Source organism: Heyndrickxia vini (genome assembly GCF_016772275.1).
GTDB classification, from domain to species: domain Bacteria; phylum Bacillota; class Bacilli; order Bacillales; family Bacillaceae_C; genus Heyndrickxia; species Heyndrickxia vini.
Genome location: NZ_CP065425.1, coordinates 2,926,167 through 2,945,477 on the forward strand (window position 1 = coordinate 2,926,167; position 19,311 = coordinate 2,945,477).

General features: G+C 34.5%; 18 protein-coding genes. 10 read left to right on the forward strand and 8 right to left on the reverse strand.

Annotated elements, in window-relative coordinates:
- Positions 1 to 78 precede the first annotated feature (78 nt).
- The 5 genes from yhaM to I5776_RS14700 form a co-directional block, all read right to left on the reverse strand.
- Complete coding sequence (yhaM, locus tag I5776_RS14680) at positions 79 to 1,023, reverse strand: 3'-5' exoribonuclease YhaM (RefSeq protein ID WP_202777129.1); 945 nt, start codon at positions 1,021 to 1,023, stop codon at positions 79 to 81.
- A 108-nt stretch (positions 1,024 to 1,131) separates the two neighbouring features.
- A complete protein-coding gene (locus I5776_RS14685) occupies positions 1,132 to 4,074 on the reverse strand; it encodes an ATP-binding protein (RefSeq protein WP_202777130.1) in 2,943 nt (980 codons plus the stop codon).
- A 271-nt stretch (positions 4,075 to 4,345) separates the two neighbouring features.
- Positions 4,346 to 5,629, reverse strand: a complete 1,284-nt coding sequence (locus tag I5776_RS14690; RefSeq protein ID WP_246483799.1) for a metallophosphoesterase family protein — start codon at positions 5,627 to 5,629, stop codon at positions 4,346 to 4,348.
- Positions 5,630 to 5,686: 57 nt separating this feature from the next.
- Positions 5,687 to 6,940, reverse strand: coding sequence for an ABC transporter permease (locus I5776_RS14695; protein WP_202777131.1), 1,254 nt, complete (start codon positions 6,938 to 6,940; stop codon positions 5,687 to 5,689).
- Positions 6,933 to 7,832, reverse strand: a complete 900-nt coding sequence (locus I5776_RS14700; protein WP_202777132.1) for an ABC transporter ATP-binding protein — start codon at positions 7,830 to 7,832, stop codon at positions 6,933 to 6,935. The genes I5776_RS14695 and I5776_RS14700 overlap by 8 nt, the downstream gene beginning before the upstream one ends.
- Positions 7,833 to 8,032: 200 nt before the next feature.
- On the opposite strand from I5776_RS14700, the gene I5776_RS14705 reads away from it, so the two are divergent.
- Together I5776_RS14705 and I5776_RS14710 are read left to right on the forward strand one after the other, a co-directional pair.
- Positions 8,033 to 8,755, forward strand: a complete 723-nt coding sequence (locus I5776_RS14705) for a TerC family protein (protein WP_202777133.1) — start codon at positions 8,033 to 8,035, stop codon at positions 8,753 to 8,755.
- Positions 8,756 to 8,781: 26 nt separating this feature from the next.
- Positions 8,782 to 8,967 carry a YhzD family protein gene (locus tag I5776_RS14710; protein WP_202777134.1) on the forward strand — a complete coding sequence of 62 codons (186 nt, stop codon included), beginning with the start codon at positions 8,782 to 8,784 and terminating at the stop codon, positions 8,965 to 8,967.
- A 67-nt stretch (positions 8,968 to 9,034) separates the two neighbouring features.
- Here the strand turns inward: I5776_RS14710 and I5776_RS14715 are convergent, their stop codons facing one another.
- Positions 9,035 to 9,820, reverse strand: coding sequence for an enoyl-CoA hydratase (locus I5776_RS14715; RefSeq protein ID WP_202777135.1), 786 nt, complete (start codon positions 9,818 to 9,820; stop codon positions 9,035 to 9,037).
- A gap of 192 nt (positions 9,821 to 10,012) precedes the next feature.
- On the opposite strand from I5776_RS14715, the gene I5776_RS14720 reads away from it, so the two are divergent.
- Both I5776_RS14720 and I5776_RS14725 read left to right on the forward strand, forming a co-directional pair.
- A complete protein-coding gene (locus tag I5776_RS14720; protein WP_202777136.1) occupies positions 10,013 to 10,594 on the forward strand; it encodes a TetR/AcrR family transcriptional regulator in 582 nt (193 codons plus the stop codon).
- Positions 10,595 to 10,619: 25 nt separating this feature from the next.
- On the forward strand, positions 10,620 to 11,822 hold the full coding sequence (locus I5776_RS14725; protein ID WP_202777137.1) for an MFS transporter: 1,203 nt from the start codon (positions 10,620 to 10,622) through the stop codon (positions 11,820 to 11,822).
- A gap of 72 nt (positions 11,823 to 11,894) precedes the next feature.
- Here I5776_RS14725 and I5776_RS14730 read toward each other — a convergent pair whose 3' ends face one another.
- Positions 11,895 to 12,761, reverse strand: a complete 867-nt coding sequence (locus I5776_RS14730; protein ID WP_202777138.1) for a Cof-type HAD-IIB family hydrolase — start codon at positions 12,759 to 12,761, stop codon at positions 11,895 to 11,897.
- Positions 12,762 to 12,911: 150 nt separating this feature from the next.
- Positions 12,912 to 13,265: a YlbF/YmcA family competence regulator gene (locus tag I5776_RS14735; protein WP_202777139.1), complete on the reverse strand. Its 354-nt coding sequence runs from the start codon at positions 13,263 to 13,265 to the stop codon at positions 12,912 to 12,914.
- Between the two features lie 415 nt (positions 13,266 to 13,680).
- Between I5776_RS14735 and I5776_RS14740 the strand changes: the two genes are divergently transcribed.
- From I5776_RS14740 to I5776_RS14765, 6 genes are all read left to right on the forward strand, one after another.
- Positions 13,681 to 15,066: a YheC/YheD family endospore coat-associated protein gene (locus I5776_RS14740; protein ID WP_202777140.1), complete on the forward strand. Its 1,386-nt coding sequence runs from the start codon at positions 13,681 to 13,683 to the stop codon at positions 15,064 to 15,066.
- Positions 15,029 to 16,117, forward strand: coding sequence for a YheC/YheD family endospore coat-associated protein (locus I5776_RS14745; protein WP_202777141.1), 1,089 nt, complete (start codon positions 15,029 to 15,031; stop codon positions 16,115 to 16,117). Before I5776_RS14740 ends, I5776_RS14745 begins: the two co-directional genes overlap by 38 nt.
- A 14-nt stretch (positions 16,118 to 16,131) precedes the next feature.
- The gene (locus I5776_RS14750) at positions 16,132 to 17,493 is read left to right on the forward strand and encodes a YheC/YheD family endospore coat-associated protein (RefSeq protein ID WP_202777142.1); all 1,362 of its coding nucleotides are present in this window, start codon (positions 16,132 to 16,134) and stop codon (positions 17,491 to 17,493) included.
- Positions 17,490 to 18,677 (forward strand): YheC/YheD family endospore coat-associated protein, encoded by a 1,188-nt coding sequence (locus I5776_RS14755; RefSeq protein ID WP_202777143.1) that lies wholly within the window; start codon positions 17,490 to 17,492, stop codon positions 18,675 to 18,677. The genes I5776_RS14750 and I5776_RS14755 overlap by 4 nt, the downstream gene beginning before the upstream one ends.
- Before the next feature lie 68 nt (positions 18,678 to 18,745).
- Entirely contained in the window at positions 18,746 to 18,964 is a 219-nt protein-coding gene (locus I5776_RS14760) for a YheE family protein (protein ID WP_202777144.1), read from the forward strand.
- Between the two features lie 89 nt (positions 18,965 to 19,053).
- Positions 19,054 to 19,245, forward strand: coding sequence for a hypothetical protein (locus I5776_RS14765; protein ID WP_202777145.1), 192 nt, complete (start codon positions 19,054 to 19,056; stop codon positions 19,243 to 19,245).
- Positions 19,246 to 19,311: the final 66 nt, after the last annotated feature.

The following is a 19,311-nucleotide window of genomic DNA, read 5'->3' on the forward strand; positions in this document are numbered from 1 at the left end:
ATGATCAAAATGACTAAATTATCGAGAAATCACAAAAAAAACACGTACGGAGATAAAACTCACATACGTGTTAAATATTTAATTATGAAAACTTGGTTTATAGAATGAACGATTTTCCAAAGCGAAGACTCGCTCGGAGAATTCACCTGGTTTTACTTGGCGAAGTGCTCGGTCCATCATGTTCATTTTCGCATCAAGATTATCAATATAATGAAGAATTTCTGCTTCCTTAATCATCGGTGGTTTTGCACTTCCCCATTCGGGTTTTCCGTGGTGACTCAAAACTAGATGTTTCAATACCATTACCTCTTCACCATGAATGCCTAATTCATCTGCCGCTTTACCAATTTCATTTACCATAATTGTTATGTGTCCTAATAAATTTCCCTCTACCGTATAAGACGTGGAAATTGGACCTGATAATTCTGTTACCTTTCCTAAATCGTGAAGAATAATTCCGGCATAAAGTAAATCACGATCCAAGGAAGGATAAAGACTAGTAATAGCTTTGGCCAAATCTAGCATTGATACGACATGGTAAGCCAACCCGGATACAAATTCATGGTGGTTTTTGGTAGCTGCCGGGTATACGAGGAAATCACTATTAAACTTTTTTAATAAATGTCTAGTGATTCTTTGGATATTTGGGTTCTTCATTTCAAAAATATATTGTGTAATCTTGCTCATCATTTCATCTTGGCTCACGGGTGCTGTCTCGAGAAATTCCGAAATAGAAACACCATCCTGATCCGTTGCGGGACGAATTTGACGAATCCGTAATTGTAAGCGGCCTCGATAATTCTGAATATCCCCCGCCACCTTTACGATCGTTTCAGCCTTATAGGTTTGTGCATCCGATTCTGATACATCCCAAAGCTTCGCTTCTATATCTCCAGTTTTATCTTGTAAGTTTAACGATAAAAATGGCTTCCCATTACTGGCAATTCCTTTAATACTATTTTTTATTAGTAGAAAAAGCTCGATTTGTTCTCCAACATCAAATTGCAAAAGTCCTTTTGTCATTATCGTTATCCCCCATTTTCTTTATCGTTTCTACAACCGTACACTGAATAGTAACAGAAGAAATTACTCATTTTAGTTATTTCATATATTTTTAGTATATCATGTGTCTTATTTTAACATGGAATATCGATATTCCTCATTAAGCACGAATATATTTTTTTGAGGAAATAACTGCAATATATGTTGATGACAGGTAAAATATATTATTTGCGTGTTTTGGCTTCTTTCTAATAAAAGTTGTACAATTCGTTTTGTACGTTCGTTATCAAAGTTAACAAAACCATCATCTATGATCAGCGGAAATGGATATTCATCTTGTAATACTTCCACAAGTGCTAATCGCAACGAAACATACACTTGTTCAGCCGTTGCTTGACTTAATTCATCGGGTTCAAAGGATAATTGATCAACCCTTTCAACCAAGAACCTCCCTGTTGGTGTAAAGAGAAGACGAATATATTCACCATCTGTCAGATAGCTAAGAAATTCTTCCGCCTTTTCCAATACCTTTGGAAAGCGTTCATTTTTCATTCTCTCCATCGTCCGATGAATGATCTTCTTTGCTAGAGCTATTTTTGCCCATTCCTTTGCTTTATCATTAAATATTGATTTCGACCGATAGAACTCGTGCAATTTTTCTGTAAAGGTACCTCCCTCCTCCAACTGTTCGATTTCATACTTTACTTCAGCTAAACGTTTATGAAGGAGTTCTAGTTTTTCATTATTCGATTTTAAACTATTTTCATTGATTAACAACTTTTCCTCAAGATCATTCAAATAAGCAAATTGATTTACCATATTCATATTTTCAATATTGATTTTTTTATTTATCATTTTTAGATTTGCTTGCAAAGATTGATATTCTTCATATTCTTTTCCACGTCTTCGAAAGTCTTCGGTGTTCTCCACTTCTACTTCATGTAAAAGATTATTAATTGCCGTTTCAATAGCAATGTATTCATTTTTCCATTTTAAATACTCGTTTTCCACATCTTCATTTTTATTAATTATTTCTCGATAAATAAGTTTATTTTCCCTTTCTTTTAATAAACTATTTTTGAGTCGGATAATTCCTTCTTCATTTGATAGTCCATCGAACTGAAGGCTACTTAGTTGGTTCTTTAATTCACATTCCCAATTAGCAACTTTGTTAAGTAATTCTGATTTTTGTGATTCTGAACGGTTTAACTGATTATCAAGTATTGCTAGTTCATTTAGTAATTCAAACGCATCTGAAAGATTCTCCGGAGAGAAATCCTTTTGTAAGCCAAGTTGTTCTTTTATCCTTCCCAACGCCTCCTCGGCCATCTTCCAATTCCTTTTCCAAACAGTTATGTTCTGTTCCTTTTCTTGGCAGCGAATCTGCTGATTTTCGATTTCGAGAACAAGCCCTTTCCATCGTTGTCGCAGCTTTTGTTGTTCATCATATAACGTACCCTTATCACCAATTTGATTCATTTCCGCTAAAATCTTTTCCGCTTTTACTAATACATGATTTTCTTGGTTCATGTTATGTTCGCTCATCTTTTTGTGATTGATCCAACTAGAGAAACTGAGGATTATGATACCAATTAATGCACCAGTCATATATACAAATTGATGTGTTGTAACGCTCCATACAAAAAATCCTATAAATAATAAATAAAAAAGAATAGTTGGAAGGTAATTATCTTTTTGTTTCGATCCTTTTGACAGGTTAATAAACTTCACCTGATCTTGAAGATGCTTATAATCATTTTGGAGACTTATATATTTTTGTTGACTTTCCGATAATTCGCGATATTCATCTTCATTTAAAAGGGCGGACTCTAGATTTACACACTGATTCTCAAGTTCTTGAAACCGTCTATTTTCATTTTCTAATTGTTTGTCTAATTCTATTTGCGAAGATTTTAAATAATAATAGTCTTTAGTAACCGTTCGAATACGTTCTTTCATATCAATACTTAAATCGAGAAAAGAAAGATTACTCATGTCGTGAATATGAAGTTCCCTTTTTATTACGGCTATTTGCTCATTCCACTTAGTAATTTCTTCTTCACGCCTAATAATTTCCTCTTGCCATTTAATTATTTGGGGCCATTTTTCAATCAATAATTGAATGTTTTCTTCGTGCTCTGCAATCAATTTATTAGGGAGCAATCTTGTTAATTCTTTCTCATACTCACCTTTTCTTACATCTATAACGTATAATTGATTTGCTGCTACTTGAAGTTGATCTTCCAACTTTTCCATTCTTTTTAGCCCATCAATTGGAAATGTGATATCACCAATATTGTTCAAACTCTGTAAAATATCTTTCCGCTCTTGTAACAATCCCCAATCTCGCTTTAATTGCTCTAATCTTTGAATATCTGCTTGGGACGCTGATATTTTCCCTTTTAGTTCACTTATATCTTGAACGAGATGTTGATAATCAAGCTGCAATTTTTCGTATGTTTGATTATATTGCATGCTTTTTTTCAGTTCTTTCTCTTGATCTTTTATTGTTTGAAGCATTTCGTTTAATTCTGGTTTCCGCCCACTTGGCTTGAATAATCGATCGAGTTCTTTTTGAAGCTTCTGTTCCGATTTAACTATTGCATCTGTCCCAATTGTACCCGCTGCGATCAGGTATGTTCCGATGTCTTCTCCCTTTAATTGGCTGACTCCTTGAATCCCATGAATATTGAAAGAAAAAATACTTTTAAACAACGCTTTATCCATGTTTTTTAATAAATCTTTAAGTAACTCTTCCCCACCTTGGGTTCCATCCTCAAGTCTTACAGTAACATATCCTGTAGCTTTTCCTTTTACTCTCTCAATCCATACCTCACCAGAATTACTTTCAATCGTTATGTATCCGCCATATTTCGTTCCCATCTTTGGTTCATAACGTATTTCTGATTGTTGCTTTGTTGGAAAGCCAAATAAGATTCCGTGTATAAAAGCCATTAATGTAGATTTGCCAGCTTCATTAACACCATATATAACTTGTATTGTAGAAGAAAAATTCAGCTTTACATTGGAAAGCTTTCCAAATCCATAAATATGTACTTCATTAATTTTCAATACTTATCCCCCCTTTATGAGTTGGCTGTTTTCGTAAAGTTTGTGGTTTTAGGAATAATCAATGTCCGTTCCTTTCCGTTGCAGGCACTTGCTTTTTTTGCGGTTCTGCGATGAGCCTCCTCGTCGCTTCGCTCCTGTGGGGTCTCATCTATCCAGCTAATCCCGCAGGAGTCAAGTGCCTTCCGCTCCAATCCACTCTGCGTTTTCAATATTATTTGGTGTTTAAAGTTTAAAGCAACAATTTTTTAGAAAAAAGCATTTCGAAACTAGCCTAGGTGTTTGATTGTAAAAGTTCATAAACCATTTGTTCGGCTTCGGCGACTAACTCTTTTTTTTCCTCTTCTGAAAGAATATCCAAATATCTGCTGCTAAGAATATGGCCGAATAAATCGGCTGTAGCTTCATCAAAAACTTCCTTACCATTTAATTCAGATATGGTTATTTCCAATTCCTGTTTAAAAGCGGATTCAACTTCTGTTACTAACTCATTACTCAAATAATCTACACGATACGTCCATACAAAGGATTCCTCATACTCTTCACCATCTTGCAAAACCTCTAGTAATTCTCCATTTCGGATTTTATCTAGGACACCATTTTCTAATCCATCAATATTCATAATTTCTAATTGCAAAAGTATTCCTTGTGCAGGGAGGCGCAGATTTTCAATTTCCTTTTTACAAAGTCCATATAAATCAGAAAAAGTTTTAATTGATGTTGCATCAAGCATGAGATTCTCCCAAATAATATCTGCCGTTTCTATCTGCTCAAATGTCGTTTCATACTCAGACAATTCCACAGCAATACATCCCTTTTTTCCTGATTCTTTTCTATGTCTTCCTTGAATATTCCCCGGGTAGATTATGTAAGGTTTACTTTCTGTGTGGAGTAATTGCTGTTTATGAATATGGCCTAATGCCCAATAATCCATCTTTTTTTCTATTAAATCAGAAATAGAAAAAGGTGCATATGGTTGATGTGCCGTGTTGCTACCCTCACAATGACCGTGCAACATACCGATGTGAAAGTCAGCTCCATCAATTTTTTCATAATCATTAATTCTCTTATCCGTCACATGTCTCTCAGGATAACTGAAACCATAAATATGTACTTTCACTCCAGCTTTCGAAATATAAGGTTTCATTTCTACCTCTGAAGAGAATAAATGAACATTCGGCGGCATTTCAATCGTCGTCCAGTTTCCGCTTAAATGATCATGATTGCCATATAGCACAAATGCATCAATCCCCGCCATGTGCAGTCTTTCCATTTGTTTTCTTAACCTTGCTTGAGCTTTAATACTTCTATCCTCACCATCATATAGGTCGCCACATATTAGCACAAAGTCCACATTCATAGAAATGGCGCTGTCGACTATCTTTGTGAAGGAGAAAAAAGTACTTTCCTGTATTCGATTAAAAATTGATTTAGGTAAGTATTGTAAGCCTTTAAACGGGCTATCTAAATGAAGATCTGCAGTATGGATAAATCGGATTGCATTCATCATTTCACCACCAGTCCAACGAATATATGTTCTTATATCTATTATAAACATTTTTTGTGAATATAAAAGTAAAAAAACATCCTCAAGCCTGAGGATGTTTCACATAAGTTATTCATTTTTAGATAATTGCAATGCTTTTTTTATGTTTTTTAATGAATTTGATTTTCCATACATGAGAACTCCGCCACGATAAATACGTGCTCCGATAATGGCCATAATGGCGATGGATATAATTAGTACAACTACACCAGATAAGCCTACCCATAATGGTAAATCGAGCATTCCTACCCGTAAAAACATAATCATCGGTGTGAAAAATGGGATATAGGAAGTTACGGTAACGAAGCCTGCTGCTGGATTGTTTAATCCCGACATTGCAATGAAAAATCCAATCATAATAAGAAATGTCATTGGCATCATCATTTGTTGGGCATCTTCAATTCGACTAACTAACGAACCTAAGAATGCTGCCAATGTGGCGAACAATAAATATCCTAATAGGAAAAAGACGATTGCATAGACGATTGTAGAAACCTTAATATCTGAGAAACCAAATACATCAAAGAATCCGCCTTCCAATTCGCCTAGATTTTGCCTGATTGTAAAGTATGCCACTGCTAACAAAAAGGCCATTTGCGTCAAGCCGAGCAACGCTCCTCCAATAATTTTCGCAAACATTTGCTGTGTTGGCGACGCACTTGATATTAGAATTTCCATGACACGAGATGCTTTTTCCGTTGCAATTTCCATTCCAACCATTGATGCGTAAAAAATAACAGAAAAATAAATAGCAAATAGGAGAATATACACAAGCCCTCTTGCTTGTGCTAATTCTTCGGCAGATTTTGCATTGTTTTCAAGACTCACTTCTTCAAAAGAAACAGGACTATTTAAAATGGCCAATTTATCAGCTGATAAATTCAGTTGAGACGCAGCCATACCCGCTTTTACCGTTTGTAATGCCTGTGTAAGTTGACCAGATAGTTCTGTATTCGTTAAGGTAGGTGCCTTGTAAACCGCCTTAGGTAATTTAGATTGATCAAGTGAGATGATTAAATAGGCTTTATATTTCTTATTATTTACCGCTTTTTGAAGAGCTGTTTCGCTTTTATCTACTTTAATTAACTGTATATCTTTATTAATCGTTTTTACCTGTTGTTTTAAAGGATCGAAAATAGTGTTTGATTCATCGATAACTGCGATTTTATCTTTTGTATCGCCTCCTGAAAACAGATCGATAATTCGATTCATATTTCCCAATATCAATACACCGATGAGCATTATGACCGTTGTAATGATAAATGATTTCGATTTTAATTTCGATACATAGGAATGACCTAGCATAATTCCGAATTTATTCATAAGAAGCACCTACCTTTTCAATGAAAATATCATTTAAAGACGGCTCTTCTAATTCGAATTTACGAATAAATCCTTTTCCATTGATTTCGTTTAAAATCTGTTGAGCCAAATCTTCATCGCTAATCTGTAACAGAACACCTTCTGCAGTTTTTTTACTTTTAACTACACCTGGGTAATTTTCTAAAAACGTTAAATCAAAATCCGCATGAATCGTTATATTTTTCTTACCGAATGATTTTTTTATTTCTTTTAAGCCCCCATGGACAACAGGCTTTCCATGATGCATAATACATAAATTTTCGCATAGCTCCTCAACATGTTCCATTCGATGGCTTGAGAAAACGATCGTTGAACCATTATCCTTTAATTCCGTAACTGCAGACTTTAAGCTTTCTACATTCACTGGATCAAGGCCACTAAATGGTTCATCAAGAATTAATAGTTTTGGCTTATGTAAAACAGCTGCTATAAATTGAATCTTCTGCTGATTCCCCTTTGACAATTCCTCTACTTTTTTGTCCAAGTATTCCGGAACATTAAATCGATCGAGCCAAATTTTTAATTCTGTTAATGCGTCCTGCTTACTCATCCCTCTTAATCTAGCTAAATAGACTAATTGGTCTTTTACCTTGAGCTTCGGATATAGACCTCTTTCTTCTGGTAAATAACCGATAAAACGACTTGTGGAATAATCTATTTTTTTTCCATTCCAAGTAATACTTCCTTCATTTGCATCCATCAATCCTAAAATCATTCGAAAGGTCGTTGTTTTTCCAGCACCATTTGCTCCTAAGAAGCCAAACATTTCTTTTTCTGGAATCGTAATGGATAAATCATTAACCGCAGTAAATGACCCGAATCTTTTTGTTACATGACTTAAAGATAGTGACAATTTTTTTTACCCCCATTTATAAAAAAAGCTTATAATTGCATACGTATTAATAATACGAATACCTATGAAAAAGGTTCCAAATATTTTTTCATTTTCATTACCAACATTCGATTTTCTATCAAAAGTGATAAATTATATGATAAAATATTAATAGGATAGTTTATTAGATTCATATTTTTGAGGCATGAAAGGGGTTAACAATGGAAAGCTTTTTTCCTGTTGGACTAGCATTTACTTCGGGTGCATTGTTGGTATTATTAAAAATTATTGCAATTGATATCATTCTTTCTGGTGACAATGCTGTTGTTATTGCAATGGCGACAAGAAATCTACCAAAAGAACAACAAAATAAAGCTATTTTCTGGGGAACCGGAGGAGCTGTCATTTTACGAATTATCTTTGCCATTATTATTGTGCAACTTTTAAAAATTCCTTATGTTGAAATTGTCGGCGGACTTTTATTACTTTGGATTGCCTTTAAGGTACTTGTCGGAGGAGAAGAAGACGTTCATGTAAAATCTCAAAGCGGTGTTATGAAAGCGATAGGAACAATCATTTTAGCCGATGCCATCATGAGCTTGGATAATGTTGTTGCACTTGCAGGCGCTGCAAATAATCACGTAGGGTTAATCGCTGCTGGGGTTGCGATTAGCATTCCCGTTATGATTTTCGGGTCAAAAATGATTGTTAAAGCTATGAATAGATATAGTTGGATTGCATATATTGGCTCCGGGATTCTTGCATGGACTGCCGGAGAAATGTTGATGAAAGATGAAAAGCTTTTGCAACTTTTAAATATATCACACGGACCAATCACATATATTATTGCGGCACTTATTACGGTCTTTATATTAGTGGCTGGGTATACCGCTAATCGTGCCATTGCCGCAAAAAGAGAGATGCAACACCAACACGTGCATTAATTATTTATTGGATGGGAGAGTTTATAATGGGGATTTATAAATTAACTGCTTTTGAACCAAATGGGGAGAAAATAATTGATGAATCAATTGAGGCAACAAATGAAAACGAGGCAAAGTCAAAAGGGGAAACTTTACTAAAAGAAAAAGGTGCTCTTGAAAAAACGCATCGTTGCACATCACCACAAGGGAAATTAATTTTATTCCATAGATAAAGTAAAAAGGCACCCATTTTGGGTGCTTTATTTTTACCTGCTTAACAAGGCGCTTGCGCTTTTCTAATTATTCTCCAATAAAATTTGGCTTTCTTTTTTCTACAAAAGCTTTTATACCTTCTTGGTGATCCTTCGTTTGTCTCATTTTCCATTGGGCTTGTTTTTCCAATTCTAATGCTTTAAGTAAATTTTGTCGTTTTAATTCTGTATATATCTTTTTTGTTTTAATCATCGCTTGCAATGGTTTAGCATTCCATTGATTAAGTTTTCTTTCTAAGGCTTCAGGTATGTTATCTGTTAGTTCATCAATTAACTCACGTTCCATTGCTTCTTTGGCAGAAAGTACTTTTCCTTCCCAAATCAGTTGCTTTGCTTTATTTTCGCCAATTCTCCGTTTTAACAGAAAATGCCCTCCACCGTCTGGAATGAGACCAATCCCAATAAAATTCATGGCAATCTTACTATTTTTATTAGAAATAATATAATCTGTTGCTAAGGCAATACTTAGACCTAGACCAGCTGCGGCCCCTTCAATTGCTGCGATCGTTAATTTGGGCATATTATATAGTGTCGAAATGAGTTCATTAATTTGATCCATGGCAGAAAAGAATGCTTCTTCCCCGTGTAATTGGAGCATTTCTTTTATGTCTCCTCCTGAGGAAAATGCTTTCCCTTTTCCTTGTAAAACGACAATTTTTATCGTTTCATGTAAAGTAATTTCTTTTAGACATTCTACTAAATCTTTAATTAATACAGTATTTAATGCATTTAATGATTCAGGTCGATTGAATCGAATATAAGCTGTGTTTCCTGTTTGTTCTAGTTCAAGCGTTTGGTACGTTGACAGTTTCATGCATTCCCCTCCAGTTAGCTTTCATTAATTTAAGCATAACTGAATGGCTATTCATTCACAATAAAAATTTTAAAAATTCAATCGTATTCTCTACCTTATTAATTTTTACTATGTTGGCACTTTCCACTTGCATATATTTATTTAATTTGCTAATATAACTAACGAACGTTCGTTAACTAAGAGGTGATTTTAATGACAAGTGAGGCAATTAAAGAGGCAGCTCTGAAATATTTCACTATTCATGGTTATGAAGGAGCTTCTCTTTCTCTCATAGCCGATGAAGTTGGCATGAAAAAACAATCTATATACTCCCATTTCAAGGGAAAAGATGATCTTTTTCTCCAAGTATTACGTGATGCAAAAGAAGTTGAGTTATCTTCAAAGCTAAAATACTTCAGTCAAATTGATTCACAAAATCCTGAAAAAGATTTATACGGATTTCTGCAATTAGTCATTGATCTTTTTCAAAAAAATGAGCATTTAAAGTTTTGGCTGCGTATGTCCTTTTTTCCTCCCGCACACCTTGCCAAAGCAATTGAAATAGAGGTAATCGATATAGAAGAGAAAGTGCAGGATATACTTGAAAGTAAATTTCAGGATTGGATAGATGCTAAAACAATTATCGAAGATACAGCAAAAACACCGACTTTAGCCTTCTTAGGAGTTGTCGATTCCATTCTGTTGGAGCTTGTATACGGAAATGATGAGAAAAGGCTGAAGGATAAATTAGAAGCCTCCTGGACAATATTTTGGAGAGGTATATCACATCAATGATTATAACTGAAAGGGGTGTCACTATATGAAAAAAACAATAAAAGAACAAAAGACAGTATTATTTATTCTACTAAGCAATATATTCATTGCATTTCTCGGAATTGGTCTTATTATTCCAGTTATGCCATCCTTTATAAATGTCATGCATTTATCAGGAAAAACGATGGGCTATCTCGTCGCAGCATTTGCGTTGGCACAACTGATTATGTCACCAATAGCCGGGAGATGGGTTGACCGTTATGGAAGAAAAAAAATTATCATTATTGGCTTATTTCTTTTTGGGATTGCGGAGCTTATTTTTGGTTTAGGAACGCATGTATCAATACTTTATTTGTCCAGGATACTAGGGGGATTTAGTGCCGCCTTTATTATGCCGGCCGTCACTGCATATGTCGCAGATATTACATCCGTTAAGGAACGACCAAAAGCGATGGGCTATATTTCTGCAGCCATTAGTATTGGTTTTATTATCGGACCTGGCATCGGTGGCTTTATTGGTGAATACGGAATACGCATGCCATTTTTCTTTGCAGCAGCGATCGCCTTTATAGCATGCATTTTATCAACCTTTATTTTAAAAGAATCATTAACAAAGGAACAGCTTGCAGAAATTTCTGCTAATGCAAAGCAAACAAACTTTTTCAGTGATTTAAAAAGATCAATTCATCCAATTTACATTATTGCCTTTATCCTTGTATTTGTACTCGCATTCGGCTTATCAGCATACGAAACAGTTTTTAGCCTTTTTTCTGATCATAAATTTGGCTTTACGCCGAAGGATATTGCCATTATTATTACAATCAGCTCAATCTTCGGTGTTGTGGTGCAAATATTTTTATTTGGAAAAATGGTGGATAAACTTGGAGAAAAGAAACTCATTCAATTATGTTTAATTGTTGGGGCAGTATTTGCTGTCGCGTCAACTGTGATCTCTAGCTTTTTAGCAGTGTTGGTCGTAACTTGCTTTGTCTTTCTTGCGTTCGACTTGCTGCGTCCTGCATTGACGACATTTTTATCGAGGGCCGCTGGAAAAGAGCAAGGGTTTGTTGCCGGTATGAACTCAACCTATACGAGCTTAGGAAATATCGCCGGACCGGCCATTGGCGGAATACTTTTTGATATAAATATCAACTATCCTTATCTTTTCGCTGCTGTCATTATGGTCGTTGGTCTTGGAATTACAGTCGTTTGGAAAGAAAAGCAATTAACCGAAAAGTTAGCTAAATAAGAATTTAATACAGACAGAAATAGAAAGGTACCCGATACGAAGTGATCGAGTACCTTTCTTTTTGTCTAACAATTATTTAATCAAATTCATTTTCTTCAGGAATTCTATTGGTTGTTGTTTACGGAAATGTTCTTTCACCATATAAGATACTCCGTTTTCATTGTTTGAACGTGTAATCCAGTCAGCCGCATGTTTTAATTTAGCGGATGCATTTCCCATGGCAACACCGAGTCCTGCCCATTCAATCAATGCAAGATCATCCTTACCAGAACCAATCATAACAACTTCCTCACGTTGAATATTTAGACGATCACACAAGTACAAAACACCTTTTAATTTTGACGTTCCCTGAGGAACAATTTCCAATAAGTGTTTGTCATTTTCAATACAATTAACCTCATGAAACATTTCTTGTATCGCTTTTCTTGCATCAAATAAATCAATACTATTATCAAATATAACTTCAATTTTTGGTGGCGATACCGGGGTTTCCTCTAGTTTATCAATTAAGGAATCTACATAGGATTCAGCATAAGAATTCCGATTACCCGTTTGTATGACCAATTTACCCATAATATTCGTTGGAAGCTTTTTCTTATTTGCAATGGTGTAACGCTCGTGAACTAACCGAATATGGCAATTAAACGCTTCTAAAAATCGTACTAAATCATTTGTCACTTCCTCGCTGATTCTTTTAACTAAAATAGGTTTATCCAAATCACTTGCAACAAATGAACCTTGATGAGTAACTAAGCATGTCTCCAGTTTTAACTCCTTTGCTACTCTCGTTGCTGAAGAAAAGTTTCTTGAGGTAACGAGTGTAACCTTTATTCCTTTTCCAACAGCAAACTCGATTGCTTCTTTCGTTGCTTTATTTAAACGACCATTGTCTTGCAACAAGGTACCATCAATATTTAATGCTAACATTTTGTAGATCATAGGTGCTCCCCCTTCACTGATGTCCATTCAAGTTGAATTCAATGTGATAACCCTTTCTATAGTTTTATGAGAGGGACAAAACGTATAGAACAAAAGCTCAGGCCAATAACCCCTTTTTGAATAAAAAAAAGAATCGGCATAAGCCGATTCCTATTTATTCATTTCCCCATATAGTTCATCAAGTGGTTTCATGATAATTTTATTTAATTCATTAATAGCCATACTCATTCGTTGTTCAGATTCCATTAATTTTACAATTTTAGGACTTTGTTGGACTTGTGCAGCAAAGCTTTGGGCTTTCTGTACTTCTTGTTCCGAAATATCCTGTCCTGTCATTTGTTTTTCTTGTAAATTCATTTGAATCATTCTAAATTCATCGAACATCTTTTTTGAAGATGGATCCTTCAGAACAGCATCATACATAGCTTTTAAACTAGTATATTCCTCACTTTTTCGTAATGCTTTTTCTAATTCATAAGCATAATCATAAAAATTTGTTGGCACAATATACCCTCCTCAAATTTACCTTCAACGAAGAATTTCTTTTACCACTATAACAAAGTATGGGTATTATTGCGAATCTGACACAAAAAAGAAAAGTGGAGAGGGAATGAACCGTTCCTTTCCGCTGCAGGCACTTGCTTTCCGCGGGGCTGGCGATGAGCCTCCTCGTCGCTTCGCTCCTGCGGGGTCTCATCTGTCCAGCTGGTCCCGCAGGAGTCAAGCGCCTTCCGCTCCAATCCACTCTGTGCTTTGAATATTGTTAAACACACTATACTTTTCAAAAACGGACTTTATCAAAGATAATATCCCTTTTATCTTCAATGAGATAGACTTAATTTGCCCATTGAAGAACCAAATGCGCCTATGTTTCATACGATGAATTCAAAGAGCCTAGATTTACAAATGGGGATTGTTTATGATAAGCCTAATTTTTATTCAACCTTCATTTACTTTAGATGAAGAATTTCCGGTCATTGAGATTTCAAATTTTTTGCTCAAAAAATTCCATTTACATGACAACGGAATGATTACCGTCCAAATAGGGCAAAAACAAATCAAAGCTCATTGTAAAGTCGTAACTAAGGAAGCGGATAGTGAAACTATTTGGTTGAATCAATCATGCTTAAACCATTTTAATCTCCCATCGAGAACAATGAAACTCCAGGCATTCAAACATCAAAATTGTTTAGTACTTGGTCCAGTTGTTGCGATTATTACTGAGATAAAAATGAGTGAAAATAAGACGCCACTCTTCCCTTCCATTCAAACATTTTGTCAAGAATTACATGAGTACAGCGAAAATCATGGTGGATTATTTTTTGTCACAAATATATCTCGATTTCCAACCAAAGGATTTTACTATCAAACCAGTTGGGAAGAAGATGTTACACCAACCTCCAATATCATTTATAATCGCATCCATTCAAGACAATTAGAGAAAAAACCAAATTTCCAACTATTAAAAAATTCATGGGAACAGAATGGTCTATTACTCTTTAACGATCGATATTTTTCAAAATGGGAAATCCATGAAATGCTATTGTCAAAAAAGTGGCTGCAATCTTATTTACCATCTACGATTATTTTTACTGAAGATAACCTACAATATTGGCTGAAAACATATAATGATTTTTATTTAAAACCAGATTCGGGGAGTCAAGGCCGTCAAATCATTCATTACTGTATGAACGACAATCGATTTCAACTAGAGCAAACGTCCTTTTCCAGCAAAACTTTATATACTTTCGAAACGGTAGACGATGCAGCGAATCAAATAAGGAAATGGATACGTTCAAAAGAATTTATCATGCAACAAACAATTCCACTAATACATGTAGACGATCGAAAAATTGATTTCCGATTTCTTTGTCATAAAATCTCGACTGATAGATGGACGATTACATCTTCAGTCGGAAGAATGTCTGGAGAAAAAAGTTTTGTGGCAAACATCGCCCAAGGAGGCTCAATTGTCCGACCTGAAAAAATTATTAATACTCTATTTGAAAAAGAAAAAGCAAAACAAATACTTGATTTAATGAGGGAATTAGCTATTGAAATTGCTACAACCATAAGTAATGAAACGAATGGTTTAATCGGTGAACTAGGCATCGACATTGGCGTTGATTTAAATGGAAAGCCATGGTTAATTGAAGTAAATTCAAAGCCTTCCAAACAAAGCGACAATGATTCACCAGTAATCCGCCCGTCCGCAAAAGCGATATTTAACTACTGTACGAATTTATGGATTGAAAGGAGTACATTACATGACAAGACTAGGGATATTAACGATGATACCTTTTGAAAGCAATTCATATTTTGATGAGATGGCTAAACGAGCAAAAGAATATCAGATTGTTTTATTTTTATTTTCACCATTAGCAATTAAACCTGCGACAGAAATGGTCGAAGGATTACGCTATGATTCTGTTTCCGATAAATGGGAAGTTGACCAGTTTTCAATACCGGAATACTTATATGATCGTTGTTTCTACGGAGAAGATCGAAAATCGGCAGAAGCCAGATCCGTCGTTTCTTGGTTAAAATCGAATAAAAATATTCAGTTTCTCGGTTATGGACTACCTAATAAATGGAGATTGTATGAAACATTAAAAGAAGTCCCTGCTATCTCTCCCTATTTACCAGAAACAAAAAAAGCCTCAAGCCCCGAAAAAATAATAAATGAACTTAAAAAACACGATGAAATTATTATTAAACCGATTGATGGTGCACACGGTTTCGCAGTATACTCACTTCAAGAAATCGATAAAAAAATTAAAATAAGAACGACTAAACAAGGAAATGTGGTCGAAAAGCTTTTTGATAATGTATCAAGTGTAACAGCATGGCTTGAAAACCTATTAAATAAACAAATATTTTTAATTCAACCAAGACTCAATAATTTTAATTCAACCTATGAGCCTTATGATCTTCGAGTGTTTTTACAAAAAAATGCAGAAGGAAAATGGGAAGAAAAAGCAAAAGCTTTACGCGTGGGGAAAAAACATGGATTATTAACTAATATAAGTGCAGGCGCAAATGTTTATTCATTTCAAAAGTTGAAAGACCTTACCCCCCACTTAAACCATAATTATATTCAGCACGAACTAAATGACATATTAAAAATCCTCCCGGAAAAACTTGAAGATAAATTCCATCCATTATTCGAATTAGGAATAGATATTATCATTGCAAAAAATCAATCCCTTTGGATATTAGACATGAACTCAAAACCGGGAAGAAAAATAGTCAAATTGACTGAACCTAACAAACTCGACTCCCTTTACTCGGCTCCTCTTGCTTATTGTTCATATCTTGCCTCACAAAACAAGAATGTATTATCAAATCAAAACTAAGCGGGGTGCTTCAAATGCCTAAACGATATAAAATTGAATTTATCGAGCAAAAAGACTTAATTTGTTATTATCCTGCCAGTTTCACAACAATTGAATCTCCGAATGAAATCGTTTTTGGTTCAAAAGTGGTCAAATGTATGTGCAAAAAGCAACCAAATGGCAGAAACATTATTTCGATTAGCAGTGCTTTGGCTGAACAACTTTGTCTTCCTACATTTATTACAGCAATTACACTTTTTGAAAGTGATAAGTATCTTGTCCTTGGGCCATTAATAGGAGTATTTTCATCCGGGTTCACTAAATTTTCGGTCAAACCAATTGGAGAACGCTCATCAATCTTTTCTAAATTATTATCCATGCATTCCTCTGTTGGTGTAGTCCCTTTTCTTTTTGGCGAGGAACATATTGATTGGGAAAAAAAATTAATAAAAGGATTTTTCTTTACGAAGGAGGGGTGGACTCAACTAACCATTCCTTTTCCAAATGTAATTTATGACCGACTTCCAAATAGAAGAAGTGAAAAGTTAAAAACATCCATGCTAGTTAAGGATAAATTAGAAAAAGAGTATTTCATTCCATGGTATAATCCTGGTTTCTTCAATAAATTAGATGTTTATGAACGATTATTTAATGACCGAAAAGCCATATTATATTTACCGGAAACAGCACCATTTACCTCCTTTGATCAAATCGAAAGAATGCTATCTAAATACGGCCATATTTATATCAAGCCAATGAATGGTAGTTTAGGTCTAGGTGTCCACCAAATCATTTTAGATAAAATCAAAAATAGCTATTACTGCCGTTACCATGATTCAAAAAATCATTTATTAAAATTCCCATCATTGGAAGCGCTAATTAATCATGTATTTGCCAATAAAAATTTAGATCGGATGATTGTACAGCAAGGAATATCTCTATTAAGAGATAAACGCAGGCCAATTGATTTTCGCGTACATGCTAATAAAGATGAACATGGGAATTGGCATATAAGTGCAATGGCTGCAAAAGTTGCTGGATTAGGAAGTCCGACTACTCACGTGAAAAATGGCGGTGAAATCAAAACAATTGAAGAAGTTTTTAAAGATAAGGAAGAACAAATAAAATACAAAAAGAGACTTGAGTATGCCGCTCTCGATTTAGCAAATGCAATTGAAAAACACTTAGATGGAATAATTGGTGAAATTGGGTTTGATTTTGGAATCGACAATAAAGGAAATGTTTGGCTCTTTGAGGCAAACTCGAAACCTGGAAGATCAATTTTCGCGCATCCGAATCTGAAAGAATTTGATTTATTAACGAGAAAACTAACCCTTTCTTACTCTATTTATTTAACAGAGAAATTTTTAAATAAATATAGGGAATTATCTATATGAATATCTACTTTGATAAAAAAAGAAAGATTTTTGTTCATAATGAAAAAGCGAATTCACCATTATTTTGGGGAATGTTTGATGAATTACTCCCTCTTACTGTTGAAAAAACAGACTCATCACTATTAAAAATAAATGTAAAAAAAAATGGATGCAGGGTTGGACCGCTTGTTGGAATTTTGACTAGTAAAACAAAAGATGGCGATGTTATTGGCAGTAAAGATGTATTTATTAATATTCAAAATCAACTTCAACATTCTGGCGGTCTCTCTTTTGTCTACACAATTGAAGACTGTCAGGAGCAGTATATTGATGGGGCATTTTTTGTTGAGGAGGAAAACTCATGGTTTAAAGCCTCTTTCCCCTATCCAAATATTATTTATAATCGAATATCTACAAGAAGTGATGAAAAATCCGAACAATTTATCAATCACACAAACAAACTGCTGAATCAACAGATTTATTTCTTTAATCCATCCTTTATTGACAAGTATTCGATGTATCAATTGTTTTCAAAAAATCCTTTACTTCTTCCATTATTACCTTCCACTCGATTGATTAAGGAGAAAGATGATTTATTTGAGTTTTTAGACATACATTCTATCATTTATTTAAAACCGACCATTCGCTCCCAAGGAAATGGTATTTTTCATATTAAAAAAGAGGAAAATGGATCCTTTATTTGTAAAAACTCAAAAAGAACCTATACATTTTTAACTTATTTAGAATTGTGGAGCTTTGTCGAAAAGGCGATTCAAAAAAATTCATATATTGCGCAAGTTGACATCGAAAGTGCAAAAATCTCGGAAAATAAATTTGATTATCGGATCCTAAGCCATTTTGTTAACGATGAGTATCAAATAACAGGCATTGGAATTAGGGTTGCTGACTCTGGGAAGATTACTACCCATGTATCAAAAGGCGGATCCATTTTTCCATATGAAAAAGTCCGTAAAAAGTCATTAGAAAAGGTATTTCATTGGATTTTACAAGAATGTGGAAAAACCTTATCGAAAGAATACGGAAACTTTGCCGAATTCACCATCGATATGGGTCGAGATCAAAGTGGAAAGTTGTGGATATACGAGGTCAATTCAAAGCCAATGTCCTTTGATGAAAAGGACATCGAAAAAAAGAGAATAAAAAGTCTCATACAAATTTTTTATAATCAAACAATTTATAACTGACTAATGGTCAGTTTTTTCTTTATCCATTATAATATAAATAATATAATCATTTGGAGGGTAACGGTCCCATGATCCAGCATTTCCAATATAAATCACTATACGAGAATCAACAGTTGCCTGGCTGGTATATCAGTTTTTACTACCAAAAAGAAAAACATGAAGGAATTTATCATCCAGAGGGGAGAATAGAGTGGACAAGTCCATATTCTTTCGATATCGAAACAGAACAAAATGTAAAAAAACAAATTCACGAACTAATGCTTTACCATGTTTATGATAATCGTTAATTATTGCCAAGCAAATAACTGCATGATATGAACCTTGAATTGCCAAACTAAAATATGTGTACAAACGCTATTTTAGGAGGATATCATACATGGAAAAGAAAAAAGATCCAGAATTTCTTCCGGATTCACATTATGAAGGCAAGAATAACTTCTACTTAGATGTCGATCGCATGGTGAATGAAGGCATGTCTGGTGGCTCCGTCCATATGCGTGCAGATTCAACCAATATAGAAGAAGCTGTCGATTTCTTTCCAGAAGACCCGCCAAAAGAAATTGAATAATTTCGTGTTTAAGGCTGCCATTAAGGTAAGCCTTTTTTAATGTAAAAGTTTAAAAAATTGAATGAA